Source organism: Rubrobacter tropicus (assembly GCF_011492945.1).
Lineage (GTDB): Bacteria > Actinomycetota > Rubrobacteria > Rubrobacterales > Rubrobacteraceae > Rubrobacter_D > Rubrobacter_D tropicus.
The window spans coordinates 1,561,860-1,584,040 of record NZ_CP045119.1; the positions used below are offsets into that span (position 1 = coordinate 1,561,860).

At 66.1% G+C, this 22,181-nt stretch carries 24 protein-coding genes; 14 read left to right on the forward strand and 10 right to left on the reverse strand.

Translation table 11 applies throughout. The annotated features are described in order from the left end of the window. Positions 1-4: 4 nt before the first annotated feature. Entirely contained in the window at positions 5-490 is a 486-nt protein-coding gene (locus GBA63_RS07650; RefSeq protein WP_207957130.1) for a helix-turn-helix domain-containing protein, read from the reverse strand. 146 nt (positions 491-636) lie between these two features. Here GBA63_RS07650 and GBA63_RS07655 point away from each other — a divergent pair, with 146 nt between their 5' ends. Next, positions 637-1,119, forward strand: a complete 483-nt coding sequence (locus tag GBA63_RS07655; RefSeq protein WP_166174932.1) for an Hsp20/alpha crystallin family protein — start codon at positions 637-639, stop codon at positions 1,117-1,119. Positions 1,120-1,217: 98 nt separating this feature from the next. Then, entirely contained in the window at positions 1,218-1,415 is a 198-nt protein-coding gene (locus GBA63_RS07660; RefSeq protein ID WP_166174933.1) for a hypothetical protein, read from the forward strand. A 47-nt stretch (positions 1,416-1,462) separates the two neighbouring features. Here the strand turns inward: GBA63_RS07660 and GBA63_RS07665 are convergent, their stop codons facing one another. The 3 genes from GBA63_RS07665 to GBA63_RS07675 all read right to left on the reverse strand — a co-directional run bounded on the left by GBA63_RS07665 (position 1,463) and on the right by GBA63_RS07675 (position 5,877). Beyond that, positions 1,463-1,765: a hypothetical protein gene (locus GBA63_RS07665; RefSeq protein WP_166174934.1), complete on the reverse strand. Its 303-nt coding sequence runs from the start codon at positions 1,763-1,765 to the stop codon at positions 1,463-1,465. Between the two features lie 107 nt (positions 1,766-1,872). Beyond that, entirely contained in the window at positions 1,873-4,014 is a 2,142-nt protein-coding gene (locus tag GBA63_RS07670) for an acyltransferase family protein (protein WP_166174935.1), read from the reverse strand. A gap of 96 nt (positions 4,015-4,110) precedes the next feature. Beyond that, positions 4,111-5,877 (reverse strand): dynamin family protein, encoded by a 1,767-nt coding sequence (locus tag GBA63_RS07675; RefSeq protein ID WP_166174936.1) that lies wholly within the window; start codon positions 5,875-5,877, stop codon positions 4,111-4,113. A 196-nt stretch (positions 5,878-6,073) separates the two neighbouring features. Here GBA63_RS07675 and GBA63_RS07680 point away from each other — a divergent pair, with 196 nt between their 5' ends. From GBA63_RS07680 to GBA63_RS07705, 6 genes are all read left to right on the forward strand, one after another. Further along, positions 6,074-7,042, forward strand: coding sequence for an aldo/keto reductase (locus tag GBA63_RS07680; protein WP_166174937.1), 969 nt, complete (start codon positions 6,074-6,076; stop codon positions 7,040-7,042). 30 nt (positions 7,043-7,072) lie between these two features. Continuing rightward, positions 7,073-7,978: a DMT family transporter gene (locus GBA63_RS07685; RefSeq protein WP_166174938.1), complete on the forward strand. Its 906-nt coding sequence runs from the start codon at positions 7,073-7,075 to the stop codon at positions 7,976-7,978. A gap of 51 nt (positions 7,979-8,029) precedes the next feature. After that, positions 8,030-8,446 (forward strand): nuclear transport factor 2 family protein, encoded by a 417-nt coding sequence (locus GBA63_RS07690; RefSeq protein ID WP_166174939.1) that lies wholly within the window; start codon positions 8,030-8,032, stop codon positions 8,444-8,446. A 227-nt stretch (positions 8,447-8,673) separates the two neighbouring features. Then, the gene (locus GBA63_RS07695) at positions 8,674-8,964 is read left to right on the forward strand and encodes a Dabb family protein (protein WP_166174940.1); all 291 of its coding nucleotides are present in this window, start codon (positions 8,674-8,676) and stop codon (positions 8,962-8,964) included. A gap of 3 nt (positions 8,965-8,967) precedes the next feature. Continuing rightward, entirely contained in the window at positions 8,968-9,297 is a 330-nt protein-coding gene (locus tag GBA63_RS07700) for a rhodanese-like domain-containing protein (RefSeq protein WP_207957131.1), read from the forward strand. A 147-nt stretch (positions 9,298-9,444) separates the two neighbouring features. Further along, on the forward strand, positions 9,445-9,972 hold the full coding sequence (locus GBA63_RS07705) for a hypothetical protein (RefSeq protein WP_166174942.1): 528 nt from the start codon (positions 9,445-9,447) through the stop codon (positions 9,970-9,972). Positions 9,973-10,005: 33 nt separating this feature from the next. Here the strand turns inward: GBA63_RS07705 and GBA63_RS07710 are convergent, their stop codons facing one another. Both GBA63_RS07710 and GBA63_RS07715 read right to left on the reverse strand, forming a co-directional pair. Then, on the reverse strand, positions 10,006-10,380 hold the full coding sequence (locus tag GBA63_RS07710; protein WP_166174944.1) for a hypothetical protein: 375 nt from the start codon (positions 10,378-10,380) through the stop codon (positions 10,006-10,008). 77 nt (positions 10,381-10,457) lie between these two features. Beyond that, complete coding sequence (locus GBA63_RS07715; RefSeq protein ID WP_166174946.1) at positions 10,458-10,937, reverse strand: hypothetical protein; 480 nt, start codon at positions 10,935-10,937, stop codon at positions 10,458-10,460. A 169-nt stretch (positions 10,938-11,106) separates the two neighbouring features. Here GBA63_RS07715 and GBA63_RS07720 point away from each other — a divergent pair, with 169 nt between their 5' ends. The 3 genes from GBA63_RS07720 (at position 11,107) to clpS (ending at position 13,308) form a co-directional block, all read left to right on the forward strand. Continuing rightward, positions 11,107-11,745, forward strand: coding sequence for an acetoin utilization AcuB family protein (locus tag GBA63_RS07720; protein ID WP_166174948.1), 639 nt, complete (start codon positions 11,107-11,109; stop codon positions 11,743-11,745). After that, entirely contained in the window at positions 11,742-12,902 is a 1,161-nt protein-coding gene (locus GBA63_RS07725; protein ID WP_166174950.1) for an acetoin utilization protein AcuC, read from the forward strand. The genes GBA63_RS07720 and GBA63_RS07725 overlap by 4 nt, the downstream gene beginning before the upstream one ends. 103 nt (positions 12,903-13,005) lie before the next feature. Next, complete coding sequence (clpS, locus tag GBA63_RS07730) at positions 13,006-13,308, forward strand: ATP-dependent Clp protease adapter ClpS (protein ID WP_166174952.1); 303 nt, start codon at positions 13,006-13,008, stop codon at positions 13,306-13,308. A 128-nt stretch (positions 13,309-13,436) separates the two neighbouring features. Here the strand turns inward: clpS and GBA63_RS07735 are convergent, their stop codons facing one another. Beyond that, positions 13,437-14,426, reverse strand: a complete 990-nt coding sequence (locus GBA63_RS07735) for an aldo/keto reductase (protein WP_166174954.1) — start codon at positions 14,424-14,426, stop codon at positions 13,437-13,439. Between the two features lie 58 nt (positions 14,427-14,484). Further along, positions 14,485-15,471 (reverse strand): GTP 3',8-cyclase MoaA, encoded by a 987-nt coding sequence (moaA, locus tag GBA63_RS07740; protein ID WP_166174956.1) that lies wholly within the window; start codon positions 15,469-15,471, stop codon positions 14,485-14,487. A gap of 122 nt (positions 15,472-15,593) precedes the next feature. On the opposite strand from moaA, the gene GBA63_RS07745 reads away from it, so the two are divergent. Beyond that, positions 15,594-16,916 (forward strand): TrkH family potassium uptake protein, encoded by a 1,323-nt coding sequence (locus tag GBA63_RS07745; protein ID WP_166174958.1) that lies wholly within the window; start codon positions 15,594-15,596, stop codon positions 16,914-16,916. Between the two features lie 242 nt (positions 16,917-17,158). Here the strand turns inward: GBA63_RS07745 and GBA63_RS07750 are convergent, their stop codons facing one another. Beyond that, positions 17,159-18,436, reverse strand: coding sequence for an ArsB/NhaD family transporter (locus tag GBA63_RS07750; protein WP_166174960.1), 1,278 nt, complete (start codon positions 18,434-18,436; stop codon positions 17,159-17,161). A gap of 57 nt (positions 18,437-18,493) precedes the next feature. Here GBA63_RS07750 and GBA63_RS07755 point away from each other — a divergent pair, with 57 nt between their 5' ends. Together GBA63_RS07755 and GBA63_RS07760 are read left to right on the forward strand one after the other, a co-directional pair. After that, positions 18,494-18,958, forward strand: coding sequence for a CBS domain-containing protein (locus GBA63_RS07755; RefSeq protein ID WP_166174962.1), 465 nt, complete (start codon positions 18,494-18,496; stop codon positions 18,956-18,958). A 93-nt stretch (positions 18,959-19,051) separates the two neighbouring features. Next, positions 19,052-20,326 carry an ArsB/NhaD family transporter gene (locus tag GBA63_RS07760; protein WP_166174964.1) on the forward strand — a complete coding sequence of 425 codons (1,275 nt, stop codon included), beginning with the start codon at positions 19,052-19,054 and terminating at the stop codon, positions 20,324-20,326. Between the two features lie 310 nt (positions 20,327-20,636). Here GBA63_RS07760 and GBA63_RS07765 read toward each other — a convergent pair whose 3' ends face one another. Continuing rightward, complete coding sequence (locus GBA63_RS07765) at positions 20,637-22,172, reverse strand: glycosyltransferase family 4 protein (RefSeq protein ID WP_166174966.1); 1,536 nt, start codon at positions 22,170-22,172, stop codon at positions 20,637-20,639. Between the last annotated feature and the right edge of the window lie 9 nt (positions 22,173-22,181).

Genomic DNA, 22,181 nt, shown 5'->3' on the forward strand with positions numbered 1-22,181 from the left:
AGCTCTAGACCTTCCCCTCGTTCTCCGCGTCGGGGTGGACGGAGATGGAGGCGTCCACCGACCCGGAGTTTGCGGCGGCGTGGCGGATCATGCCCTTCAAAATCCGCCGCGGACCGTCGCCGCTGACCTCCCCGTAGAGCTTCCGCAGGCGCTCCTGCTCCTCGCCGAGACCCCGCGAGAGCGAGCTCAGGCCGGCCATCGACGCCCCCTCTAATCCGCGCTCGAACTCTTCCTCGCTCGAGGACATGGCCCATTCCAACGAGAGGGAAGCCGGACCCGCCACGGGCCTCGAACCCGAAGCCAACTCCTCGGCCTCTACCCCGAGCGCCCGCGCCAGCTTGCGCACCGTGCCGAAGTGGGGGCGCGCTATGCGCCCGCTCTCGATGCCCGAGATCGTCGTCGGGCTCAACCCGGCCTCCCGCGCCAGCCGCGCCTGCGTCCACATCCGCCGCCCCCGGATCGAAGCCACCCTCTCGCCCAAATCGTCCACTCGTCCGCCTCTCTGCCCGCCGTCCCAGATATTCTAGCACAATCTGTAAAAAATCTGTAAAAAAACTGTTGACAAAGTGTACGAAGGTGTATAATGGGGCCGTAAGCAGGTTGGCCGGAGGCCACGAAGAAGAGGAGGTAGTGAAGATGGCTATCAGTCCTTTCAGGGGTCGCGGGTTCTACGACATGCACAGCGAGATGAACCGCATGCTCGAGGAGATGTTCGGTGGATTCTCGCGGGGCGGTCGCCAGCAGGGTGAGCAGCCCATGCAGTGGGCGCCGGCGCTCGACGTGTTGCACGAGGACGGGGACGTGATCGTGCGGGCCGAGTTGCCGGGTGTGAGGCAGGAGGACGTGGACATCACGTTCCACAACGGCCTGTTGACCATCAGCGGGGAGCGCAAGGCCGAAGAAGAGAAGCAGGGCGCGGGTTACTACGTGCGCGAGCGGCGTTACGGGACGTTCAGGCGGAGCATGTCGTTGCCGCAGGGAACCGACGAGAGCAGCATCAGCGCCCGCTTCCGGGACGGCGTGCTCGAGGTCAGGGTCGCGGGGGCCGCTTCCGTGCAGGAGCCCAGGCGCATCCAGATCGAGGGCGCGGGCCCCGAGGAAAACGGCTCCGAAGCCTAGCGCTTCGGCGTCGCAGATAGGGGAGGGGCCGGGAACTCCCGGCCCCTCTTCGTTTTGGCCAGGCATTGGCCTTGCGCCGTTGCGCTAGACTGGCCTTCGTGGGCAACGAGTGTCGGCTGGAAGAGGAGCGGGCCAGGATCGAGGCCGAGTACCGGCGGGTCCTGAGGAGTTCCGTGGAGTTCGAGAAGAGGATCCGTGACCGCTGGCGGCAGAAGAGCCGCGAGAAGAACCGTCGCATCTCCGAGCTCGAACGGCAGGTCGCCGACCTGAAACGACGGCTGGATGAGCAGGGGTAGGGGCGTTTTCGCCCCTACCCCTGTATACGCGTAACCTGGGGCCTTTCCTAATTGTCCGTGTTCTCTCCGGGGCCGGGGTTGTGGGACATGTCGGGGGCGCCCGTGAGGTCTCCGGGGGAGCCTGAGGGGGTCTCGGGTTCCCGGACGTGCAGGAGCGCCGAGTCGAGGGCCTCCTCGTCGGTTGGGTGGGGGAGGTCCAGCCTGGACGCGAGGATCCTGTCCAGCTCGTCCTCTGGGAGCGCCTGGACCTCCTTCTCGGCGCGTGAGAGGTCTTCGAGGCCCATGCTGGCTTCGAGGTCGTTGATCATCAGCGCAACGAGCTTACGCTCTTTCGTCTGGCGGTCGGCCATCTTTTTCTCCTCTTTGGGTGGGTCGTTTCGGGATCGGTCTACCACCGGGCCGGGGTATCGGCTGGCGTTCGGTTCACTGCGGGGTTGGGATACAACCGGACCCCGCGTCAGCCTTCCTCTATTTGGGCCGAGATCATGTCTGCGTAGAGGCGCTGGCCCGGGGGCTGGAGGTGGACGCCGTCCGTGACGAAGAGGTTGGGCTGGCCCGCGCTGGCCGAGTACCAGTCGACGAGTTCCGCCTTCGGGTACTCCTGGACGCCCTCGTAGATCACGGCGTTGTTCGGAGCCTCCCAGGCCCGCGGCACCCGCACGTTGACGAAGATCACGCGGTCCACGTCGGAGAGGACGTTCATCATCTCGTCGAACTGGCCGGCCGTGAAGGTGCCGTTGTTGCCGAGGTGGACGATCACGGTCTCCCCGAGCTGCCCCGCCGACCGCCGCGAACGAAGTATGTCGGTGGCATAAGAGACCTGCATCCCGACCTGGGCGTCGATGACCGAGAGCTCTGCGACTTCTTTCTGCAAGGTGGCGGCGGAGCCGAGCATCACGGAGTCCCCGATGGCGCTGACGGGCCCGGTCGAAGCGGGCGCCGCGGCGTTTTGCTTCTTCGGGTCTTTCTTGGAAGCGTTTTTGTCGGACGCTTTTGTCTTGTTGGCGTCACCTTTTGCCCGATCTTTATCGGCCGCCGCTTTGTCTTTGTCGCTCTTTGCTTTGTCCGGCGAAGGCTTTTCGTCCTTCTTGGAGAGGGGTTCGGAGGCGACCTCTTCCTCCTCTTTGTTCCCGTTCTCGTTGGTGTCTTTTTGGGATGGCTGATCTGTGGTCTCTTCGACCGTGTGGATCTCCTGCGCGGCGAGGTAGGCCGGCGGCGCCGGTGCCTTGGCCTGCGCGACGGCGACGCCGAGCACGACGCAGAGCGCGATGACCGGCGTGACCGCGGCGGCCCAGCGGAACCCGAGCGCGCGGCGGCGAGGGCCCCTCGCCTGCCGGAGCCGCTTCCAGGCGCGGCCGAGGGCGCCTGACCGGATGGGCTCTTCGACGTAGCGGAAGGAGAGGTGGGCCAGCAGAACGGTGACGGCCAGGCGCAGGGCGAGCAGCTTCGGACCTTCCAGGGGTACGTCGAGACCGGGGCGGGTGACCATGAAGACGGGCCAGTGCCAGAGGTAGATGCCGTATGAGCGCTCCCCGATCCAGCGCAGGGGGCGCCACCCGAGCAACAACCGTCCCACGTGCGAGTGCGGGTGGGCGAGCGCCGCTATAAGGGCCGCCGTTGTCAGGGAGACCGCCAGGAAACCGCCCTTGTAGAGCGCCGGCTGGAACTCGTCGAGGCGCAGGCAGAAAAGCACGAGCCCGCCGAGGGCCGCGAGGCCGACGAGGTCGAGCAGGGCCGGCAGGGTCCAGCCCCATTTGCGCCGGAGACGTCCCCTGGCCCCTGACCCCCGGAGCCTCGCGAGACGGGCGCAGCCCTCCCTGTAGGCCCGCTCCCCGGGGCGCCAGGCAAAGGCGAGCGCGGCGCCGATGAGGAGGCCGGCGGCACGGGTGTCCGTGCCGTAATAGATGCGGGACGGGTCCACCTCTGGGACGTACAGGAAGGCCATCAAGAGCGCGGAGAGGCCGGCGATCACGAGGGAAACGAACGCCAGGCGGCGCAGGCGCCAGCGGCGGGCGCCGAGGCTCACGCCCAGGGCGACCACGGGGGGCCAGAGCAGGTAGAACTGCTCCTCGACGGCGAGCGACCAGAGGTGGCGCAGGAGCGAGGGGCGGCCCATGGCTTCGAAGTACGATTCGTTGCCGAAGATCAAATACCAGTTGGTGAAGTAGCCGAAGGCCGAGAGCGCGTCGCCCCTGAGGCCCGCAACCTCCCCGGGAAGGAAGATCACGGCGTAGGCGAGCGTCGCGACGACCACCAGGTAGAGCGCCGGCAACAGCCTCCTAGCTCGTCTGATCCAGAACGTCTTCAAGTCTATGCGGCCCCGCTGGCGCCACTCGGTGACGAGGAGGGCCGTGATCAGGTACCCGCTTATTACGAAGAAGATCTCGACGCCGAGGAACCCGCCGGGCAGCCACTCGAGCCCCGCGTGGTAGAGCAGCACTGCCACGACCGCAAGCGCCCTCAACCCGTCGAGACCCGGCATGAAAGGCAGCCTTATACCGCGGGCTTTGGGGTCGGACGGGCCGACGATCTTGACGACGTGCGTTATCTCTGGTCCGGCACCAGGCGTTGCGTCGCCCGGCGGCCGAGACCGCAACATGTTGCGCGTTTTGCTCCCCCCTTAATCTCTAAGGAAGGCGAATGATAGCAGCTATGATGGGGACCATCACGCCTTTTTCGGGGGCTTTTTGAACTTCTAGGAATCTGTCCCGGAGCGGGGGCCCGGGGCGGAGATCTCGTCCTTGATGGCGTCGACTTCGGCGTCTATTTTAGTGAGGTCCTCGCGGGCGCGGCTCATGCGGGCGTGCTCGGTTCTGACGAAGCGGGTGTACGGGGCAATGGCCTCCCGCATCTTCTCCACGGAACGGCCCAACTCGGTCTCGAACTGGCGCCTGACCACCTCCCCGAGCCGCCGGCGCAGGGCGTCGGTCTTCTCCCGGAAGTCCTGGCGGGCCTTGCGCCTCCGGTTCGGAAGCACGAAGAGCCCGTAGCCGGCGATGATCGCCGCCGCTATGACCCCGGTGGCGTCCAGAAAGCGGGTGGTGGCGAGGGCGACCACGACGGCGCCGATGCCCAACGCGCCCGCTTCTATGGCGGCCGTACGGGCCACGGCGTTCTGGATGGAATTGGCGAGGAGCTCGGACTCGCGCTCGCGGTCGTAGCCGCCGACGACGTCCTGGGCCGTCTTGCCGACGGAGCGCAGGATCTTGCCCCGGTCGTGCTCGAAATCGTCGCGGACCTCACCTATCATCTCCCCGTCGTACTCGGCCCGCCGCCTGCGCTCCAGGTAATCGACCACGGTCCGCCACTGCTTGTGGTTGCGCCCGACCAGCCAGTCCACGAGCTCGTCCACCCGCTCGTCGATGAGCTTCTCCGTGTCGGCCACGACCTCCCGCTCGAAGCGCCGCTTGACCTTCTCCTCCCGAAACAGCTCCCGCACGTTCATGAGCCGGATGTTCTCCTCCAGCCACAAATCCCCGCGCTCGCCCATCTTGAGGACTATGTTCTCTATCTCGGACAGACGAGCCTCGAAGTCCCGCTTCGTGTCCTCGACGTAGAGCGCCAATTGCGACTCGACGTTCTCGGAGGTTCTGAAGTCCTCTTCGAGCAGGTTCAGCCGCTCCTCGACCGCGCCCCGGTATCGCCGGGCAAGCTCCTCGACGGGCCCCAGCGGGCTCTGGAGCTTCAGGCGCACCCTTCCCTCCTCGTCCAGAAGGTCGTGGACGTAGGCTTCGAGGTCCCCGAAGCCGCTCGCCTGCAGGAGCGCCCTGCTCTCCATCGCGCTCGTCGCCGCCTTCGCCTTGCGGGCGAGGAGGGAGGAGACGAAGAAGATCGGGGGCGAGAGGCCGAGCGCCGAGCGGAGGCCGTCCTCCACGAAAGAGCGGACCTGCCCTACCTTGTCGTCGTCGCCGAGAAGGTCGGCCTTGTTGACGACCATGAGGACCTTCTTGCCCCAGTCCCGCACGAGCTCCAGGTAGCCGCGCTCGCTCTCCGTCAGCGGCCTGTCGGCCGAGGTCACGAAGATGACCAGGTCGCTGCGGGGGACGAAGCCGCGGGAGAGCTCCTCGTGGTGGCGGATGATCGCGTTGGTGCCAGGCGTGTCCACGATGGCGACCTCGCGCAAGAACTCGTTCGGGTGGCCCCGCTCCAGCACCCCGTCCCTGCGCTCCCGCTCCATCGGCTCGTCCGCGTGCCTGAGGAGCGTGATCCTGTCGGTAGTCGGCGTTACGCCCTCCCGCGAGACCTCCGCCCCGAGCAGGGCGTTCACGAAGGCGCTCTTGCCAGCGTTGAACTCCCCGACGATGACCAGCAGGAAGAGCTCCTCGAGGTCGGAGAGCGACCTGCGCACGATCTCCACATCCTCGCCCGGCGCCCCGAATCCGACAAGAAAGTCCACAAGGGTCCCGAGCAGGGCCCGCTCCCGCCCGACCAGCGCCTCCTGACGCGCGTCCAGCACCCGCACCGCTATACCCTCCCGTCCATCCGAGCAGTATAGCTTGTCAGCACTTCAGCTTGTCAGCGCTTCAGCTTTCTCGCTGACTGGCTGAGAGCGGAGGCCGAAGGCCGGAGCGGGCTGACCGGCTGACCAGCTGTTTCGTGGCAAAGCCGCCGTGGTAAGAACACGATTCATCTGCGAGGCGGTATAGACGGAGGAATGCGTGAACTACAGGAAGCTTGGCCGGACGGGTATCGAGGTGTCGGAGGTCGGCTACGGGGCGTGGGGGATCGCGGGCGACGCCTGGCTCGGCGCCAAAGACGAGGAGTCGCTGAAGGCCCTGAACCGGGCCGTGGACCTTGGCCTGAACTTTATAGACACGGCGCTGGCCTACGGTGAGGGGCACAGCGAGCGGCTCGTCGGCAAGGTGGTCGCGGAGCGGGACGAGGATATTTACGTCGCCACCAAGGTCCCGCCGAAGAACCTGCGGTGGCCCGCGCCGGCGGGGCTGCATCCCGACGAGGTCTTTCCCGGCGATTACGTCAGGGGGTGCACGGAGGAGAGCCTGAAGAACCTCGGGGTCGAGGCGCTCGACGTGCAGCAGTTCCACGTCTGGCAGGACGAGTGGCTCGGCGAGGGGGACTGGCAGGAGGCCGTCGAGGACCTCAAGCGGGAGGGCAAGATCCGGTCCTTCGGCGTCTCCATAAACGACCACCAGCCCGCCAACGCGTTAAAGCTAATCGAGTCCGGTATCGTGGACACGGTGCAGGTGATCCACAACGTCTTCGAGCAGAGCCCGGAGGACGAGTTGTTCCCGGCCTGCCAGGAGCACGGCGTCGGCGTGATCGTGCGGGTGCCCTTCGACGAGGGGGCGCTCACCGGCAACATCACGCCGGAGACCGAGTTCGACGAGGGCGATTTCCGCAACCACTACTTCCGCGACGACCGCAAGCGCGAGGTGCAGGAGCGGGTGCGGGCCATCGTCTCCGAGCTCGGGGCGAGCGAGGATGAGATCGCCGAGATAGCGCTCCGCTACATCCTCAGCCACCCGGCCGTCTCGACCGTGATCCCGGGCATGCGCTCGGTCCGGAACGTCGAACGCAACATGCGCGTCGGCGACGGGCGGGGACTCCCAGAAGACCAGGTGCGGCTGCTCAAGAACCACCGCTGGGTCCGCGATTTCTACGCGTAGGGAAGAGGTTGTAGGTTTCAGGCATCAGGCTTGAGGCTCTTTGGCCGGAGGCGTTTTGGCGCTCTGGCGTTCGCCGTGCTCGTGCTCGCCTGGGCGTCGTCGTTCTCGGTGGTCAAGGTTGGTCTGGGGTACGCCCCGCCGGTGCTTTTCGCCGGTGGTCGGACCTTGCTCTCCGGGATCATCATGACGGCGGTGGCGCTCGCCTGGGGCGGGAGCCTCGACTTTCGGCGGGACTGGCGGATCTTCGCGTTTCTGGGGGCCTTTAACGTCGTGTTGTTCATCGGCGCCCAGACGTTCGCCATTATGTACCTGCCCTCGGGGACGGCGGCCGTCCTGATCTACCTCCAGCCCATCCTCGTCGGCGTCTTCGCGTGGGCTGTTCTGGGCGAGTCCCTCACGCCGATGAAGGTTCTGGGCCTCCTGCTCGGGTTCGCGGGCATCGTGGCGGTGAGCTCGTCTGGGCTGCTCGGGGCCGCGGAGGAGATCACGCCGGTTGGCGTTGCCTGCGGTGTTGCCTCGGCGCTCTTCTGGGCGCTAGGCACCGTCGGTTTCAAGAAGTACGAGGCGAGGATCTCGACGCTCTGGGCCGTCGCGGTCCCGTTTCTCGCGGGCGGGGCCGTCCTTACGGCGCTCGGGCTCCTTCTGGAGAGCCCGGCGGAGATCTCCTGGACCGTTCCCCTGTTCTCGAGCGTCCTGTACTCGGCGTTCGTCGGCACGGGGCTCGCGTGGCTCCTCTTCTTCGGGCTCGTGCGGGCGGGTGAGGCGAGCCGGGTGGCCTCCTACATCTTCGTCGTGCCGCTCGCGGCGGTCGCCATAGGGGCCGTCTTTCTCGACGAGACACTCGGGCCCCCGCTCCTCGTCGGCGCGGCCCTCGTCGTCTCGGGCATCTACCTCGTGAACCGCACGCCGCGCGGGGCAAAGGAGCCGCCCGAGTAACGCCGGGCGGTTTGTGGAAAGATTTGTGGGGTCCAAGAGAAGGAGAAGGACATGGAGCAGCCGAGACCGCCGGTGCCGCCTTTCGACGAGGCAGGCGCCAGGGAGAAGGTAAAGAAGGCCCAGGACGCCTGGAACACCCGCGACCCCGAGAAGGTCGCCCTCGCCTACACGGAGGACTCGAAGTGGCGCAACCGCGACGAGTTCTTCGAGGGCAGGGAGGCGATAGTCGAGTTCCTGACCCGCAAGTGGGAGCGCGAGCTCGACTACCGCCTGATAAAGGAACTGTGGTGCTACCAGGGGAACCGCATCTCCGTGCGCTTCGAGTACGAGTCGAGGGACCAAAGCGGCCAGTGGTGGCGCTCGCACGGCAACGAGCACTGGGAGTTCGACGACAACGGCTACATGCGCCGCCGCGACGCCTCGATCAACGACTACGAGATAGACGAGTCCGAACGCAGGATCTTCTAGAGCATCTTTGCAAAGAGCTGTCAGCTTTCAGCTTTTTGCCCTTGCTGAAAGCTGATGGCTGAAAGCGGAGGCGAAGCCGCAGCGGGCTGATCGCTGATGGCGCGGGTAGCGGGGGCTTTATGCCCCCGCTACCCGCTTTGGGCTTCAGGTTCGCTTCGGGCTTACGCTGATCCTCCGAGGATGCGTTGCTAGACTCTATATCTGACGTTTTCGAGAGGGAGGGCGCTATGGTAGATCATCTGGTGTTTTTTGCCGTCAAGGAAGGGGCTTCGGCCGGGGAGGTCGAGGACCTGATCTCGTCCATCCGGGGGCTGAAGAACGAGGTTCCCGGCGTGGTCGACCTGTCGGTCGGGGAGGACTTTAGCGGCCGTTCCGGGGAATACACCCACGCGCTCTTCGCGCGGTTCGAGGACGCGGCGGGATTGCAGGAGTACATGGGACACCCCGCGCACCTCGCAGTCGTAGAGAAGCTCGGTGCGACCACGACGGGCCGCATCGTCGCGGACTACGAGTTCTAGGCCGTGCGGGAGGCCGACTACGAGAACATAAGCCCGCGCGAGCTCAAGGAGCGCCTCGACGCCGGTGACTACCCCGTGCTGCTCGACGTCCGCGAGCGGTGGGAGTACGACCTCGCGAGGATCGAAGGCGCGACCCTCGTCCCGCTCTCCGAGATAGAGGAGCGCTTTCGCGAGCTCGACCCCGGCGCCGAGACCGTCGTGATCTGCCACCACGGCGCCCGCAGCGCCCACGTCACCCGCGCCCTGAACCGGGCCGGCTTCCACTACGTCTCAAACCTCGAAGGCGGCCTCGACGCCTACGCCGACGTGGACGAGTCCGTGGGGAGGTACTGAGGAACTACACGCGGCAACGGCCGATCGTTCGCATCTTAACGAGCTTCAATTTTCATGTTACCGCTGCGTTGCCTCACGCGAGTAAGATGGCAGGCAGTCTGAGGTGTACCGTTTGCGAGGTCTTGCGGGCATCGGGGAGGCGAACTGGTGCTGAGGAACGTGGGGCTTGTGAGTGTCGCTGTTGGTGTCGCGGTCACTACGTTGTTGGCTCTGCTTCTCGAAACTATCGTGCTTCCACCGATCAACCTCTTTATGTACGATCTGTTTGCCGTCGAGCGGGCCGGAGGGGCCGTAAGCTTTACCGGGGACGCGTGGAACGCCTATATGGTCTTGAGTACCTCTCTGATGCTGGGGGCATTGCCCGTCTCTTTTCTCTTGGGGGGCGTATCGGCTGGCGTTGTAGCCCGTTCGCGACCCGCGATTAACGGTCTGACAAGCGCTGCGGTGGTCGTAGCACTCGGGTTTGCGTGGCTGCTTGCGACCGCGTTGCCCTCGCTGATGGACCCCATCAGCAACCCTGGCGAGGTGTACACCAGGTCTGAGAACCTCCAGATGCTCTTCCTGTGGGGGACTGCTTTCTGCGCCGTCACCCCGTTCGCGCTCCTCGCCGGATACCTGGGTGGCAGGTTTGGAGGGCGCCGGGGCGAACGTGCGCACCTGAACACGAATCCATGACGGCGGGTCTGGAGTACGTTGCGCGCCGGAAGACTACCCGCTCTTGAGCGTCTCCTCGACCTCCGCGTAAAGCGCGGTGGCGAGGCCCTCCGGCGTCGCAGACCTTTCCTGGAGCATCCGGGCCGCGTCGGCGACGGTGACTTCGCCCGAGATCTCGAACGTCAGAACGACCGGCTCGTCGTCCTCCAGTCCTAATCCGTCCGCGATCGCCCGTCGCACTTCGGGGGTATCCCGGCCCGTCTTCCCCGAGACCTCCTTGCTCATGGTCTTCGGGTCGAGTTCCTGGCAGATCTCGATGCCGCCGCCCATGCGCCGCTCCCACCACCACTCCGCGCCGATACCCGTGAAGTTCTCGGTTACGAGGAGGGTCGCTTTGTCCGCCAGCAGTTCGTTCAGTCTCTCCGCCATGCCGCCTTTATACCAGCGAAAGTCGGTATTTCAGCCCGGTGCTCCTGCTGATGGCCGAAAGCTGATGGCTGACTGCTCTACCGGTATACGCCCCACACGCGGTACTCGCCGTCGAAACGGGCCACGAGCACCCGGTGCTCGGAGAGGCTGGCGCTCGACTCGTACTTCGGGAAGACCATGTCGACCTGCACGCTGCGCTTTTGCAGGAGCTTGCCGTACTTGGGGCGATTGGGGCAGGCGGTCTTGTGGAACTTTTTCAGCGGCGCCTGCAGGCCTCTGAAGGCCGCCTCGGCGTAGCGGTCCTCGGAGCGGGGCACGCCGTAGATCTCAGGCACCGAGGTGAGGGCTGCCCTCGTCGCGCCGGCAATCGCCCTCGGGGGCAGCTTGTCGGGTTCCGCGTTCGGGCATTCGTTCTTCGTGGGATCCGGCTTGACCACGGGCGGGCGGGATATGTCCGGGGGCGACCCCTTCTTCGTGTCCTGGGCCAGTGCCGTGGCGCCGGCAGTTATCAGGACCAGGGCCGCAACGGCCACAACCAGAAAAGATCTCACGCTCATGGACGATCCTCCTCGCGGACGCCGCAGAACCCCACGACCGCATTGTAGGCCGGCGGGTGTTACGAGGGCGTGTCGCCGCGGATGCGTTCGTGTAACGGTTTGAGGGGGCTCTCCCCGGGGCGTGGGGGTGCGGCCTCGGGTAGACTGGGGCCTAAGCAAAGGGGGTTGGATGCTTCAAGTCAAGGATTCTATGGCCCGTGAGGTGGTAACGCTCTCACCCGGGGAGACGGCGGGGGAGGCGCTCGGCCTGTGCCGGGAGAGGCATATCCGCCACCTGCCGGTGTTGGAGGACGGTCGTTTGGTAGGCGTCGTGTCGGACAGGGATCTGCGCTCTGCGACGCCGGCTTTCGGGGACCCGGCACGGGCCGCGGCGCTCGCGGAGATCCTGGTACGGGACGTCATGGCGCGCGACGTGATCACGGCCAGGCCCGACGACCCCATAGACGAGGCGGCGAACACGATGAGGGAGAAGGGGATCAACTGCCTCCCCGTCCTCGAAGAGGACGAGCTGGTGGGCATCGTCACCTCCTCCGACGTAATGGAGGCCCTCGTCTACCTGGTGGGGGCGCACGAGCCGGGGAGCCGGATGGAGGTGGTCGTGCCCGACCGTCCCGGCACGCTCGCGGGCGTGGCCGGCCTGATCGGGGAGCTCGGCATAAACATAGTGAGCGTCGTCACCGGGCCCCAACAGGCCGGCTCGCCCCCTTCCCGCGTCGCCGTCTTCCGCGTCGACACGATAAACCCCGCGGAAGCGACCGACGTCCTGGAGAGGGCCGGCTACCGGGTGCTCTGGCCGCCCCGCCCGTGACCGGCAGGGCCGCCATAGTCCACGACCCAACCCTCGAATCCTACGGCTTCGGCGGAGACCACCCGTTCAACCCTTTACGCCTGCGCCTGACCCTGGAGCTCTGCGAGGATCTTGGCCTCCTCGAAGGCCACCCGCTCACCCCGTCGGAACCCGCCACGGACGAGGACCTCACGACGGTCCACAACCTTACCTACGTGCGGATGGTCCAGCGGGCCGGACGCGGGTCCGCGTTCCTCTCCGACCTCCTCGACTACGGCCTCGGCACGGGGGACAACCCGCTCTTTCCCGACATGCACGCCGCCTGCGCCCGCGTCGTCGGCGGCGTCCTGGAGGCCTGCCGGCTCGTGATGGGCGGCGGGGCCGACCATGCCATGTGCATCTCCGGCGGGCTCCACCACGCGATGCGCTCCAGGGCCAGCGGCTTCTGCGTGTACAACGACGCCGGCGTCGCCATCGCCCGTCTCAAGGAGGAACATCCCGGCATCCGCATCGCCTACGTCGACACCGACGCCCACCACGGCGACGGGGTGCAGTGGATGTTCTACGAAGACCCGGCAGTCCTTACCGTCTCCCTTCACGAGGCCGGACGGTACCTCTTTCCCGGAACCGGAGAGGTGGATGAGAAGGGCCGGGGGGAGGGCAGGGGCTACGCCGTCAACGTCCCCCTGCGGCCGTACACGGACGACGATTCCTTTATCTCCGCCTTCGAGGCCGTCGTGCCCGAGGTGCTGCGTGCTTTCGGTCCGGACCTGATCCTCTCCCAGAACGGCTGCGACGCCCACAAGCTCGACCCTCTGAGCCACCTCTCCGCCACGACCCGCCTCTACGAGCACACCCCGGCCAGGATGCACGACCTCGCCCACGAGCTCTGCAACGGACGCTGGGTGGCGACCGGCGGAGGGGGCTACGACATCTGGCGCGTCGTCCCGCGGGCCTGGACAGCCCTGTGGGCCGCCGTCTCCCACCAGGAGCTGCCAGAGAAGCTACCGGAGGGCTGGCTCGCGAGGTGGGGGGAGAAAAGCCCCGTCACCCTGCCCCGCCTCATGCGTGATGACCCGGACGACTACCCTCCGGGGCCGCGGGCGCGCGAGATCTCCGAAGCCAACAAACGCACGGCCGAGAAGGTCCTCGAGAAGGTGTTGCCCTACATCCGGTAGGACGAAAAAAGGTTGCGAATCCGGCCCCGTCGCGGTATTTTGGCTGGGTGATCAAGACGGCGAACCGGAGATGATAGTGCGGGAAAGAGCGACGTTGCATAGCATGACGGTACCCACCGCCTCCACCGCGGAGACCAAGCCGGGGATAAAGATAGAGCGCCGCATCACGCAGGAGCCGCCGTACAAGGTCATCCTGCACAACGACGACTTCACCCCGATGGAGCACGTGGTCGCGACCCTCAGAAAAGTCATCCCCCGCATGTCCACCCGCCAGGCCGTCTCCATAATGCTAGAAGCCCACACCAACGGCAAGGCCGTCGCCACCAAGTGCCACAAAGAGCTCGCCGAGCTCTACATGGAGAGCCTCAACAACGAGGGCCTCATCTCCACCATAGAGCCGGACTGATCTAGCCGGTCAGCCAGTCAGCAAGGATTCGCGTGGTCCAACATCGTGCGTCCGGTCGCCGGTTTGGCGGGGTATCGGATGATTCGGCAGCGACTTCACACTAACGGTCAGTTACCGCTAATGGGCGCTCAGCGATCGGTCATCCGCTCCAGGTGTTCCGGGTAACGGGCCCCTTGCACCGTGACCTGCGAAGAGACGCTCTCGATATCGCGGAGGTCGTCCGGCGTTAGTTCGATCGCCGACGCCCCGATGTTCTCGTCCAGGCGCTCCGGCCTGCGGGTGCCCGGGATCGGGACGATCCACGGCTTCTGGGCGAGCAACCAGGCTAGCGCTATCTGGGCCGGCGTCGCGTCCTTCCGCCGCGCGATCTCGCCGAGCAGGTCCACCAGGGCCCTGTTCGCCTTCCTGGCCTCCTGCGCGAAGCGGGGGATGGTGTTACGGATATCGTCGCCGGAGAACGAGGCGTTCTCGTCGATCTTGCCCGTGAGAAACCCCTTGCCCAGCGGGCTGTAGGGTACGAAGCCGATCCCGAGTTCCTCTAGAGCCGGCAGGACCTCCTCCTCGGGGCGTCGCCACCACAGCGAATACTCGCTCTGGACGGCCGCGACCGGCTGGACCGCGTGCGCGCGGCGGATCGTCCGCGCCGCCGCCTCGGACATGCCGAAGTGCCTGACCTTACCATCCTCGATCAGGTCCTTTACCGCCCCCGCAACCTCTTCGATCGGCACGTCCGGGTCGACGCGGTGCTGGTAGTAGAGGTCGATGGTCTCGATTCCGAGCCGCCTGAGGGAACCCTCGGCGGCCTGCTTGATGTGTTCGGGCCGGCTGTTCAGGCCAGTCTGCCGCCCGTCGGGATCGAAATCGAAGCCGAACTTGGTGGCGATCACGACCCGGTCCCGAAGGGGGGCCAACGCTTCGCCCACCAGCTCCTCGTTCGCGAACGGGCCGTAGACCTCGGCGGTGTCGAAGAAGGTGACGCCGCGCTCGACGGCCGACCGGATCAGGGCGATCATTTCCTGCGTGTCCCCCGGGTTCGGGCCGTAGCTCTGGCTCATGCCCATGCAGCCAAACCCGACGGCCGAGACTTCCAGGTCGTTTCCGAGTGTGCGCTTCTGCATGATGGCTCTTTCTCCCATGCGAACACGCGGAGAGGTTCCTCGAACAGGCAGCGGGGCCCTAGCCCCCGATCTGGCTCATCGTGCGGTTGCGGGACTCTTCGGGGAGGGTGAGGCCCGCGGCTGGCTTGATGCGGGCTGTCTCCCAGAGGACCTTGTGGATGGCGGGGATGGGGTCCTCGCTCCTGATGGCGTCCTTTACGGGGACGTCGAGGTCGGTGAGGAGGCAGGGGTGGATCTTGCCGTCGGCGGTGAGCCTGAGCCTGGAGCACCTGGCGCAGAAAGGCTCAGAGACGGGGGTTATGACGCCGAAGGTGCCGGGGGCGCCGTCGAACTTGTACTCGTCGGCTGGGGCCGCGGGGTCATCTTTCTCGACGGGCTTGAGGTCGCCGAGTTCCTCCTGCGCGCGGTCCAGGATCTCGCGCCCCGAGATGAAGAGCTTGCGGAAGCGGGAGCCGTCGGTGTCGCCGTTCAGCGGCATCAGCTCTATGAAGCGGACGTGCATGGGGTACTTCAAGGTCAGCTTCGCCATCTCCGCTATCTCGTCGTCGTTGACGCCGCGCATGGCGACGGCGTTGATCTTGACGGGTGAGAGCGGCGTCTCCAGCGCTGCCATCAGGGAGCGCCAGACCTTCTCGAAGTGGTTGCGGCGGGTTATGAACTGGAACTTCTCGGGCTGGAGGGTGTCGAGGGAGATGTTGATCCTGTCGAGGCCCGCCTCGACCAGCCCGCTCAGGTTCTCTTCCAAAAGATACCCGTTGCTCGTCATGGTGACCTCGTCGAAGCCGAGGTCTTTCAGCCAGCCGACAAACTTGACGACGCCGCGCCTGACGAGCGGCTCGCCGCCCGTTACGCGGACCTTGTTTACGCCGAGAAGGAGGCAGGCTTCGGCGAAGGTGAGCATCTCTTCGAGGGTCAGGATGTGGCTCTTGTCCTGGAACTTTATGTCTTCGGGCATGCAGTACTGGCAGCGGAAGTTGCAGCGGTCGGTGACGGAGATGCGCAGGTAGTCCATCTTGCGCTCGTAGCTGTCCTTTAGCTGCGTCAAAGACTTCCTCTCCTGTACCGTCCTTTCCACGACCCTGATTGTATCCGTTTTCGGAGATGATGCCGGAGAGGCCTGCGCGGGTATACTGCCCGGGTTCCGACAAGGAGATGGGGGAGAAGGCGTTGTCCCGGTGGTTCTCCACACCGCGTCTTATAGTCTACGGTTTCCTGGCGTTGATGGCGCTCGGGACCGCGCTACTCAAGCTGCCCGTCTCGACGCAGGCGGGGATCTCCTGGGCGAACGCGTTCTTTGTTTCGGTGAGTGCCGGCAGCGTTACGGGGCTCTCGACCGTTACCATACAGACCACCTTCACGACGTTCGGGCAGGTCGTGATGATGGTCCTGGTGCAGCTCGGGGGGTTGGGGATCATGACGGTCACGACCATCGCCGCCTTGCTAGTGGGCCAGCGGGTCGGTTTCAGGAGCCTTCTCGCGGTGCGCGAGGAGATGGACAACGTGGACTCGCTGCGTAACACGCTCCGTCTTCTCGGCCAGATAGCCGCCATCACCTTCGCGGTTGAGATCGTCGGGGCGGTGGTGCTAGCCGCGGCGTTCTTCCGCCGCGGCATGGGCCTCGGCGAGAGCGCCTTTCAGGGGCTGTTTCACTCCATCATGGCCTTCTGCAACGCGGGGTTCACGATACTGCCGGGGGAAGGCCTCGTGCCCTACGCGGGGGACTGGCTCGTCGTCGGGACGCTCGTCGTCGTCATTACGCTCGGCGGGCTCGGGTTCCCGGTGCTGGTGAACCTCTACCGTTACACAGACGAAAGGAGGCTCTCGGTCCACGCGAAGCTGGTCTTGATCACCTCCGGCGTCCTCATCGTGGTTGGCGTCGCGAGCGTCGCCTTCATGGAGTGGACCAACCCGGCCACCCTGGGGGGAGAGACCGTCAGCACGCAGGCGGCCATGTCCGTTTTCCAGGGCGTCACGCCCCGGACGGCCGGGTTCGCCACCGTCGACTATGCCGAGATGCGCGACACCACGCTCTTCGTGCAGACGCTGCTCATGTTCATAGGGACCGCCCCGACTTCCACCGGCGGCGGGGTAAAGGTCACCACCGTGGCGCTCGTCTTCCTCATCGTCGCCTCACAGGTCCGGGGGCAGGACAAGATCACGCTCTTCTGGCGCGAGCTGCCGAGGACGCTGGTCGCGAAGGCGCTCGCCGTCCTCGCCCTCTCCACCGTGCTCATAGTCGTCGGGACGCTGACGATCATGATCTCGGACGGGCTCGAGCTCCTGCCCGCCCTGTTCGAGATCACCTCAGCCTTCGGCACCACGGGCCTCTCCCTGAACGTAACCCCGGACCTCTCCGGCTTCGGCAAGATGCTCGTCGCCGTCATCATGTTCCTCGGCCGCGTGGGCCCCATAACCTTCGTCATCGCCATGACCGCACGCCAGCGCCCCCCGAAGTACACCTACCCGCAAGAGGATATAGCCATCGGATAGCGCTGGCGAAGCCAGCGCTATCCGCACGCTCCGGCTGTCGCCTCCGCTCGTCAGCGCGGCGCTGCGCGCCTTTCAGCACGCCCTCTTCGAGGGCTTTCAGCCCGTCATCTGTGGGCGTTACGCCTCTCGGCATGCGAACCGCCCCGCGCTGCCCGGTCGGGTCATGGGCGGTAAGAAGCTGACGAGCTGAAAGCGAGGGCCGCAAGGCCCTAAGCGTGCTGAAAGCCCGCGCAGCGGGCGTGCTAGAAGTAGCGCAGGACGACGTAGACGGTGGCCAGGGCCAACGATGCCAGGGTGACGGGGATACCGTAGAGCATGAACTTTACGAACGAGATCTTCTGCCCCGCGCGCTCGCTCATCCCGGCGACTACCACGTTGGCCGAGGCGCCTATGAGGGTCAGGTTGCCGCCGAAGTCCGCCCCGAGCGCGAGCGACCACCACAGGGGCCTGACCTCGGCCTCAGAGAGGCCTTCGGCTTCGGCCAGATCCTGTATTACCGGGATCATGGTCGCCGTGAAGGGTATGTTGTCGACGATGCCGGAAGCGAGGCCGCTGCCCAGGATGACCACGACGGCCGTCGTCGCCGAGGTTCCCGCGCCCACGCCGGTCAGCGCTTCGGCGATGCTGCCGACGAAGCCCGTGACCTCGAGCCCGCCGACGAGGATGAAGAGGCCGACGAAAAACAGGAGGGTGGGCCACTCCACGTCGCGCAGGATCTCCTCGACGTTCACGCCGGAGTAGAGCATCAGGGCGGCGCCGCCGAAGAGGGCTATCGTCGCGGCTTCGAGGTGGAGGGCCCCGTGGAGGAAGAAGGCCAGGATGACGAGGCCGAGGATTATCAGGGAGCGGCGGAGCAGGACCCCGTCCCGGATGCTGCCGGCCGCGTCCATGTTGGCGATCACCTCCTCCGCGTTGTCGCTGCCCCTCAGGTCCTTGCGGAACATCAGGTAGAGGATGCCGAGTACGACGGGGAGCGAGATCAGGACTATCGGGGTCAGGTTTACGACGAAGTCCGCGAAGGTGAGGCCCGCGGCGCTCCCGATCAGGATGTTCGGCGGGTCCCCTATCAGGGTCGCCGCCCCCCCGATGTTGGACGCCATAACCTGCGTGAGCAGGAACGGCATGGGCGAGGTGTCCAACGCGTCCGCGATGAGGAACGTCACGGGCACCATGAGGATGACGGTCGTCACGTTGTCCAGAAACGCGGACAGGAAGGCGGTAACGAGGGCGAGAAGTATCAGGATGCGTCCGGGTTTCGCCCCGCCCCACTGGGCGCTCTTGATGGCGAGGTACTCGAAGACGCCGGTTCGCTCCAGGATCGCCACGATCACCATCATCCCCGCGAGGAGCCCTATGGTGTTCCAGTCTATGAACTCGGTTGCGGCCTCCTCCTGGCTGACCACGCCGACCGCCACGAGCACCGCCGCGCCGAACAGGGCCAAAACCGTCCGGTGCGCCAACTCGAAGGCTATAAAGGCGAGCACGACCACGAAGAGGCCTACCGCAAAGACTTCCTGCATAGGATAGAGGATAATACAATTCGAAAGAGGTTGTCCGCGACGCGCCGAGGAGAACGGGTGAGCCAGGGGCCCCGGAGGAACATAAGGGTACAGGACGTGATGCGGCCGGCCGTGAGCGTCACGCCGGAGACGACCGCGCGGGAGGTCCTGAAGATCCTGCGCGACAACAACGTCCCCGGCGTCCCGGTAGTAAACGAGGGCGGCAAACTCGAAGGCTTCGTCACCGACGGGCACCTGATGGAGTCGGCCCTTCCCCGCTACATGAAGATGATGGGCAACCTCTCCTTCGTGCCCGACGACGCGGACGAGTGGGTCCACTACCTGACCGATGCGGCGGACAAGCCCGTCCGGGAGGTCATGACCACCGAGGTCTCCCAGGTCCCCCTCGGCCGGAGCGAGCTGGCCGTGGCCCACAAGATGGTGCACGATGGAGTGTCGAGCGTCGTCATAACCGACGGCGGCAAGGTAGTCGGCATCGTCAACCGCCTCGACCTCTACGCCGCGATAGAAGGGATCGAATAGGGCGGACGGCTCCGGGCCGGGAGATTCGGCGCTTGCTAGTATGCCCGCGTGGGAGGAGAGAGGCATCACGGGTTGGCCTGGGGGGCGGGTTAGATGATGCTCTTCGCCATCGCGGTCTTCGTCGTGGTGCTGTTCGTGTTCGCGACGGACATGGCGCACCGCACGCCGGCGGCCCTCGGGGGGGCGATACTGCTCGTCATCGCGGGCGCCATCGGCCAGGAGGAGGCGATCGAGGCCGTCCACTGGGAGACTTTGGGTTTGCTTGTCGGGATGATGATCCTGGTCGGCATCCTCAAGGAGTCGGGCGTCTTCGGGTACCTCGCCATCAAGAGCGCCCAGGCCGCAGGGGGGAGGCCCGGGCTCGTACTGATCTATCTGGCCGCCATCACGGCCCTCCTCTCGGCCTTCCTGGACAACGTCACGACCGTGCTCCTGATGTTCCCCGTCACGCTCGTCATCGCCCAAATACTCGAGGAAGACCCGATCCCCTTCCTCATAGTGGAGGTGCTCGCCTCCAACATAGGGGGGACGGCGACGCTGGTTGGCGACCCGCCGAACATCATCATCGGCACGGTCGTCGAGGAGCTGACGTTCATGGACTTCATAGTGAACCTGGCGCCCCCGATACTCGTGATCCTGCTCGTCACCCTGGGCCTAGTGTGGCTGGTCCACGGCCGCAAGCTCCGCACCACCGAGGAGGACCGAAAGGGGATCATGGCGCTGGACGCCGCCGAGGAGATAGAGGACCGCCCGCTGCTCGTCCGGGCCGGACTCGTGTGCGTTGCGACGGTGATCGGGTTCTTCTTGCAGCAGGTGACGGGCCTCAACCCGGCCGTCGTGGCGCTCGCGGGGGCGGCGGTCGCCATGCTCGTCTGCGGCCCCGAGGTCGAGGAGGTCTTGCACGAGGTCGAGTGGCCGACGATCCTGTTCTTCGTCGGCCTGTTCGTGATGGTGGGAGCCCTCGAAGCCACGGGGTTCATCGACGCGGTGGCCCACTCGCTGGCCTCGGCCTCCGGCTCCCTGGCCGGGACGGCCATGATCGTGATGTGGGGCAGCGGCTTCGCGTCGGGCGTGGTCGACAACATACCCTTCACGGCGACCATGATCCCCGTGATAGAAGGGCTCGCCGAATCCCGCGGCTACGACGCCGCCACGACCGAACCACTCTGGTGGTCGCTCTCTTTGGGCGCCTGCCTCGGAGGCAACTTCACCCTGATCGGGGCCTCGGCCAACCTCGTGGTCGCCGGCCTCGTCGCCCGCGAAGGCATGACGACCTTCACCTTTTTGCGCTTCCTGCTCTGGGGCTTCCCGCTCACCCTGGTGGCGCTCGCCATCTCCAGCGCCTACATACTCCTGTTTCAGATTTAGCACGCCTCCTTCGGAGGCTTTCAGCCCGGCGCCTTTGGCGCCTCGTCAGCACGCTCCAGCTTCCGGCTTCCGCTTTCAGCACGCCCGCTTCGCGGGCTTTCAGCCAAGTCGTCTCGGAGCATCGCCCCTCTCGACACCCGAGCCGCCGCGCGTGGCGCCGCCCGGTAGCGCGTTGCGCGGCCGAAAGCTGACAAGCTGAGAGCGAGGGCCTTCAGGCCCGAAGCGCGCTGACAAGCGGAGCCCGAAGGGCGTAGCGTGCTGCGACGACCAAAGGGAGGAGCCGGGAGCGTGCGCGCCGCCTTCGGCGGCGCTAGTCGAAGACCTCGACGATCTTCTCCGCCAGCGTGCCCCAGCTCAACGATTGGACGGTGTTGCGCCGTACGGTGTTTGAGTGGTCTCGCCGCTCTTCTTCGGGCCGGGAGAGAAAGTCCAGAAGGGCCGCCGACAGGTTTTTTTCGAAGTCCTTCACCGGCACCCTGAGGTCGAAGGGGAGACCCTGGCCCACAAACGCTCCCGCCTCCCGCAATCCCGAGTGGTCGGCCACGAACGGGACGACGCCGGCGGCGGCGAATTCGGCGGCCACGAGGCCGAAGGTTTCAGGAAAGATCGAAGGAACCATCGCCACGTCGGCGGCCGGCAGTACCCTGGCGAGCTCCGCGTGCCCGAGCGGGCCCACGAACTCGACGGACTCCCCGAACCCGCCGGCTTCCCGCAGCAGGGCGCCGGAGTGATCGAAGTGCTCCAGCGGGTTCGCCGGGCCGCCCTCGAGCAGACGCCCGCGCTCTGCCAGGCGCCGGACGTTCTCCTCGTCCCCCTCGTCGAGCGCCCGGACCAGCGCCTGCAACACCTCGCGGAAGGTGCCGAAGCCTATGAGGAGGAGCCTGGCCCCGGTCTCTTCGTGTACGGGGGCGAAGGACGAGATGAGGCTGTGGACGCCCTTTGAGTGGATAAGCTTGCCGAGGTAGACGATCACGGGCGCATCCGAGGTCAAGAGTGGCGCCAGCCGGTCCCCGGCGTCGGAGTCGTGGGCGCGGGCGTCGTAGGAACCCGCTATCTCTTTGAGGCCCCGGACCAGGTCTTCCGCGTCTTCCGAGCGGTCCAGGCGCTCTTCCAGCGCCCGCTGCTGGCCGGGTCCGCGTCCCCGCCCTCCGCCCAGGGACTCCAGGATGTCGAGGTCGAGGGCGTCCGGGCGGAAGAGGTCCGTGTCCACGCCGCCCGGCAGGGAGCGGGTCTTGCCGGCCAGGTGGGGGAAGTCCTCCGCTATGGTGCCGGCGCTGTGGGTCGAGAGGGCCAGGATCTCGACCGCCCCTTCGAGCCCTTCCCGCGTGAGGTCCATGTATTTCTCGCTCCTGCGCGAGACGTACTGCAGGCAGCTTCCGTGGACTACGCTCGCGTACGGAACACCCGAGCCGTCGAGCGCCTGGCGCGAGATCAGGGGACCGGGCACGGAATGGTTGGTGATCACCGCCCCCGCCCCCGAAGCCCGGAGCACGACCCCCACGGTCTCGGCGTTGCGCGCCAGGTAGTTCTCCAACTCCTCGTCCGTGAGGTCCAGAAAAGTCTTTACCCGCCACCCCGGGTAGTCGTCGTAGACGTAGACGGGGAGCAGGTCCCCGATGCGCGGGTTGTAGACGACGCACCGGCCCGGATACGGCGTCTCCTGCTCGCCAAGCTTTTCTATCCCATTCTCGTCGACGGCCGCGTGCGCGTTCACGAAATCGTGGGCGAGCGGGCCTTCGTCCTGGCAGAGAAGGTGGACCTCGTGACCAGCGCGCACCAGGGCGCGGCAGAGGTTCTGGACGTAGATGTTGCTCCCCGTTCCGGAGAGCATGTACCCGTGCGTCATAAGCAGCTT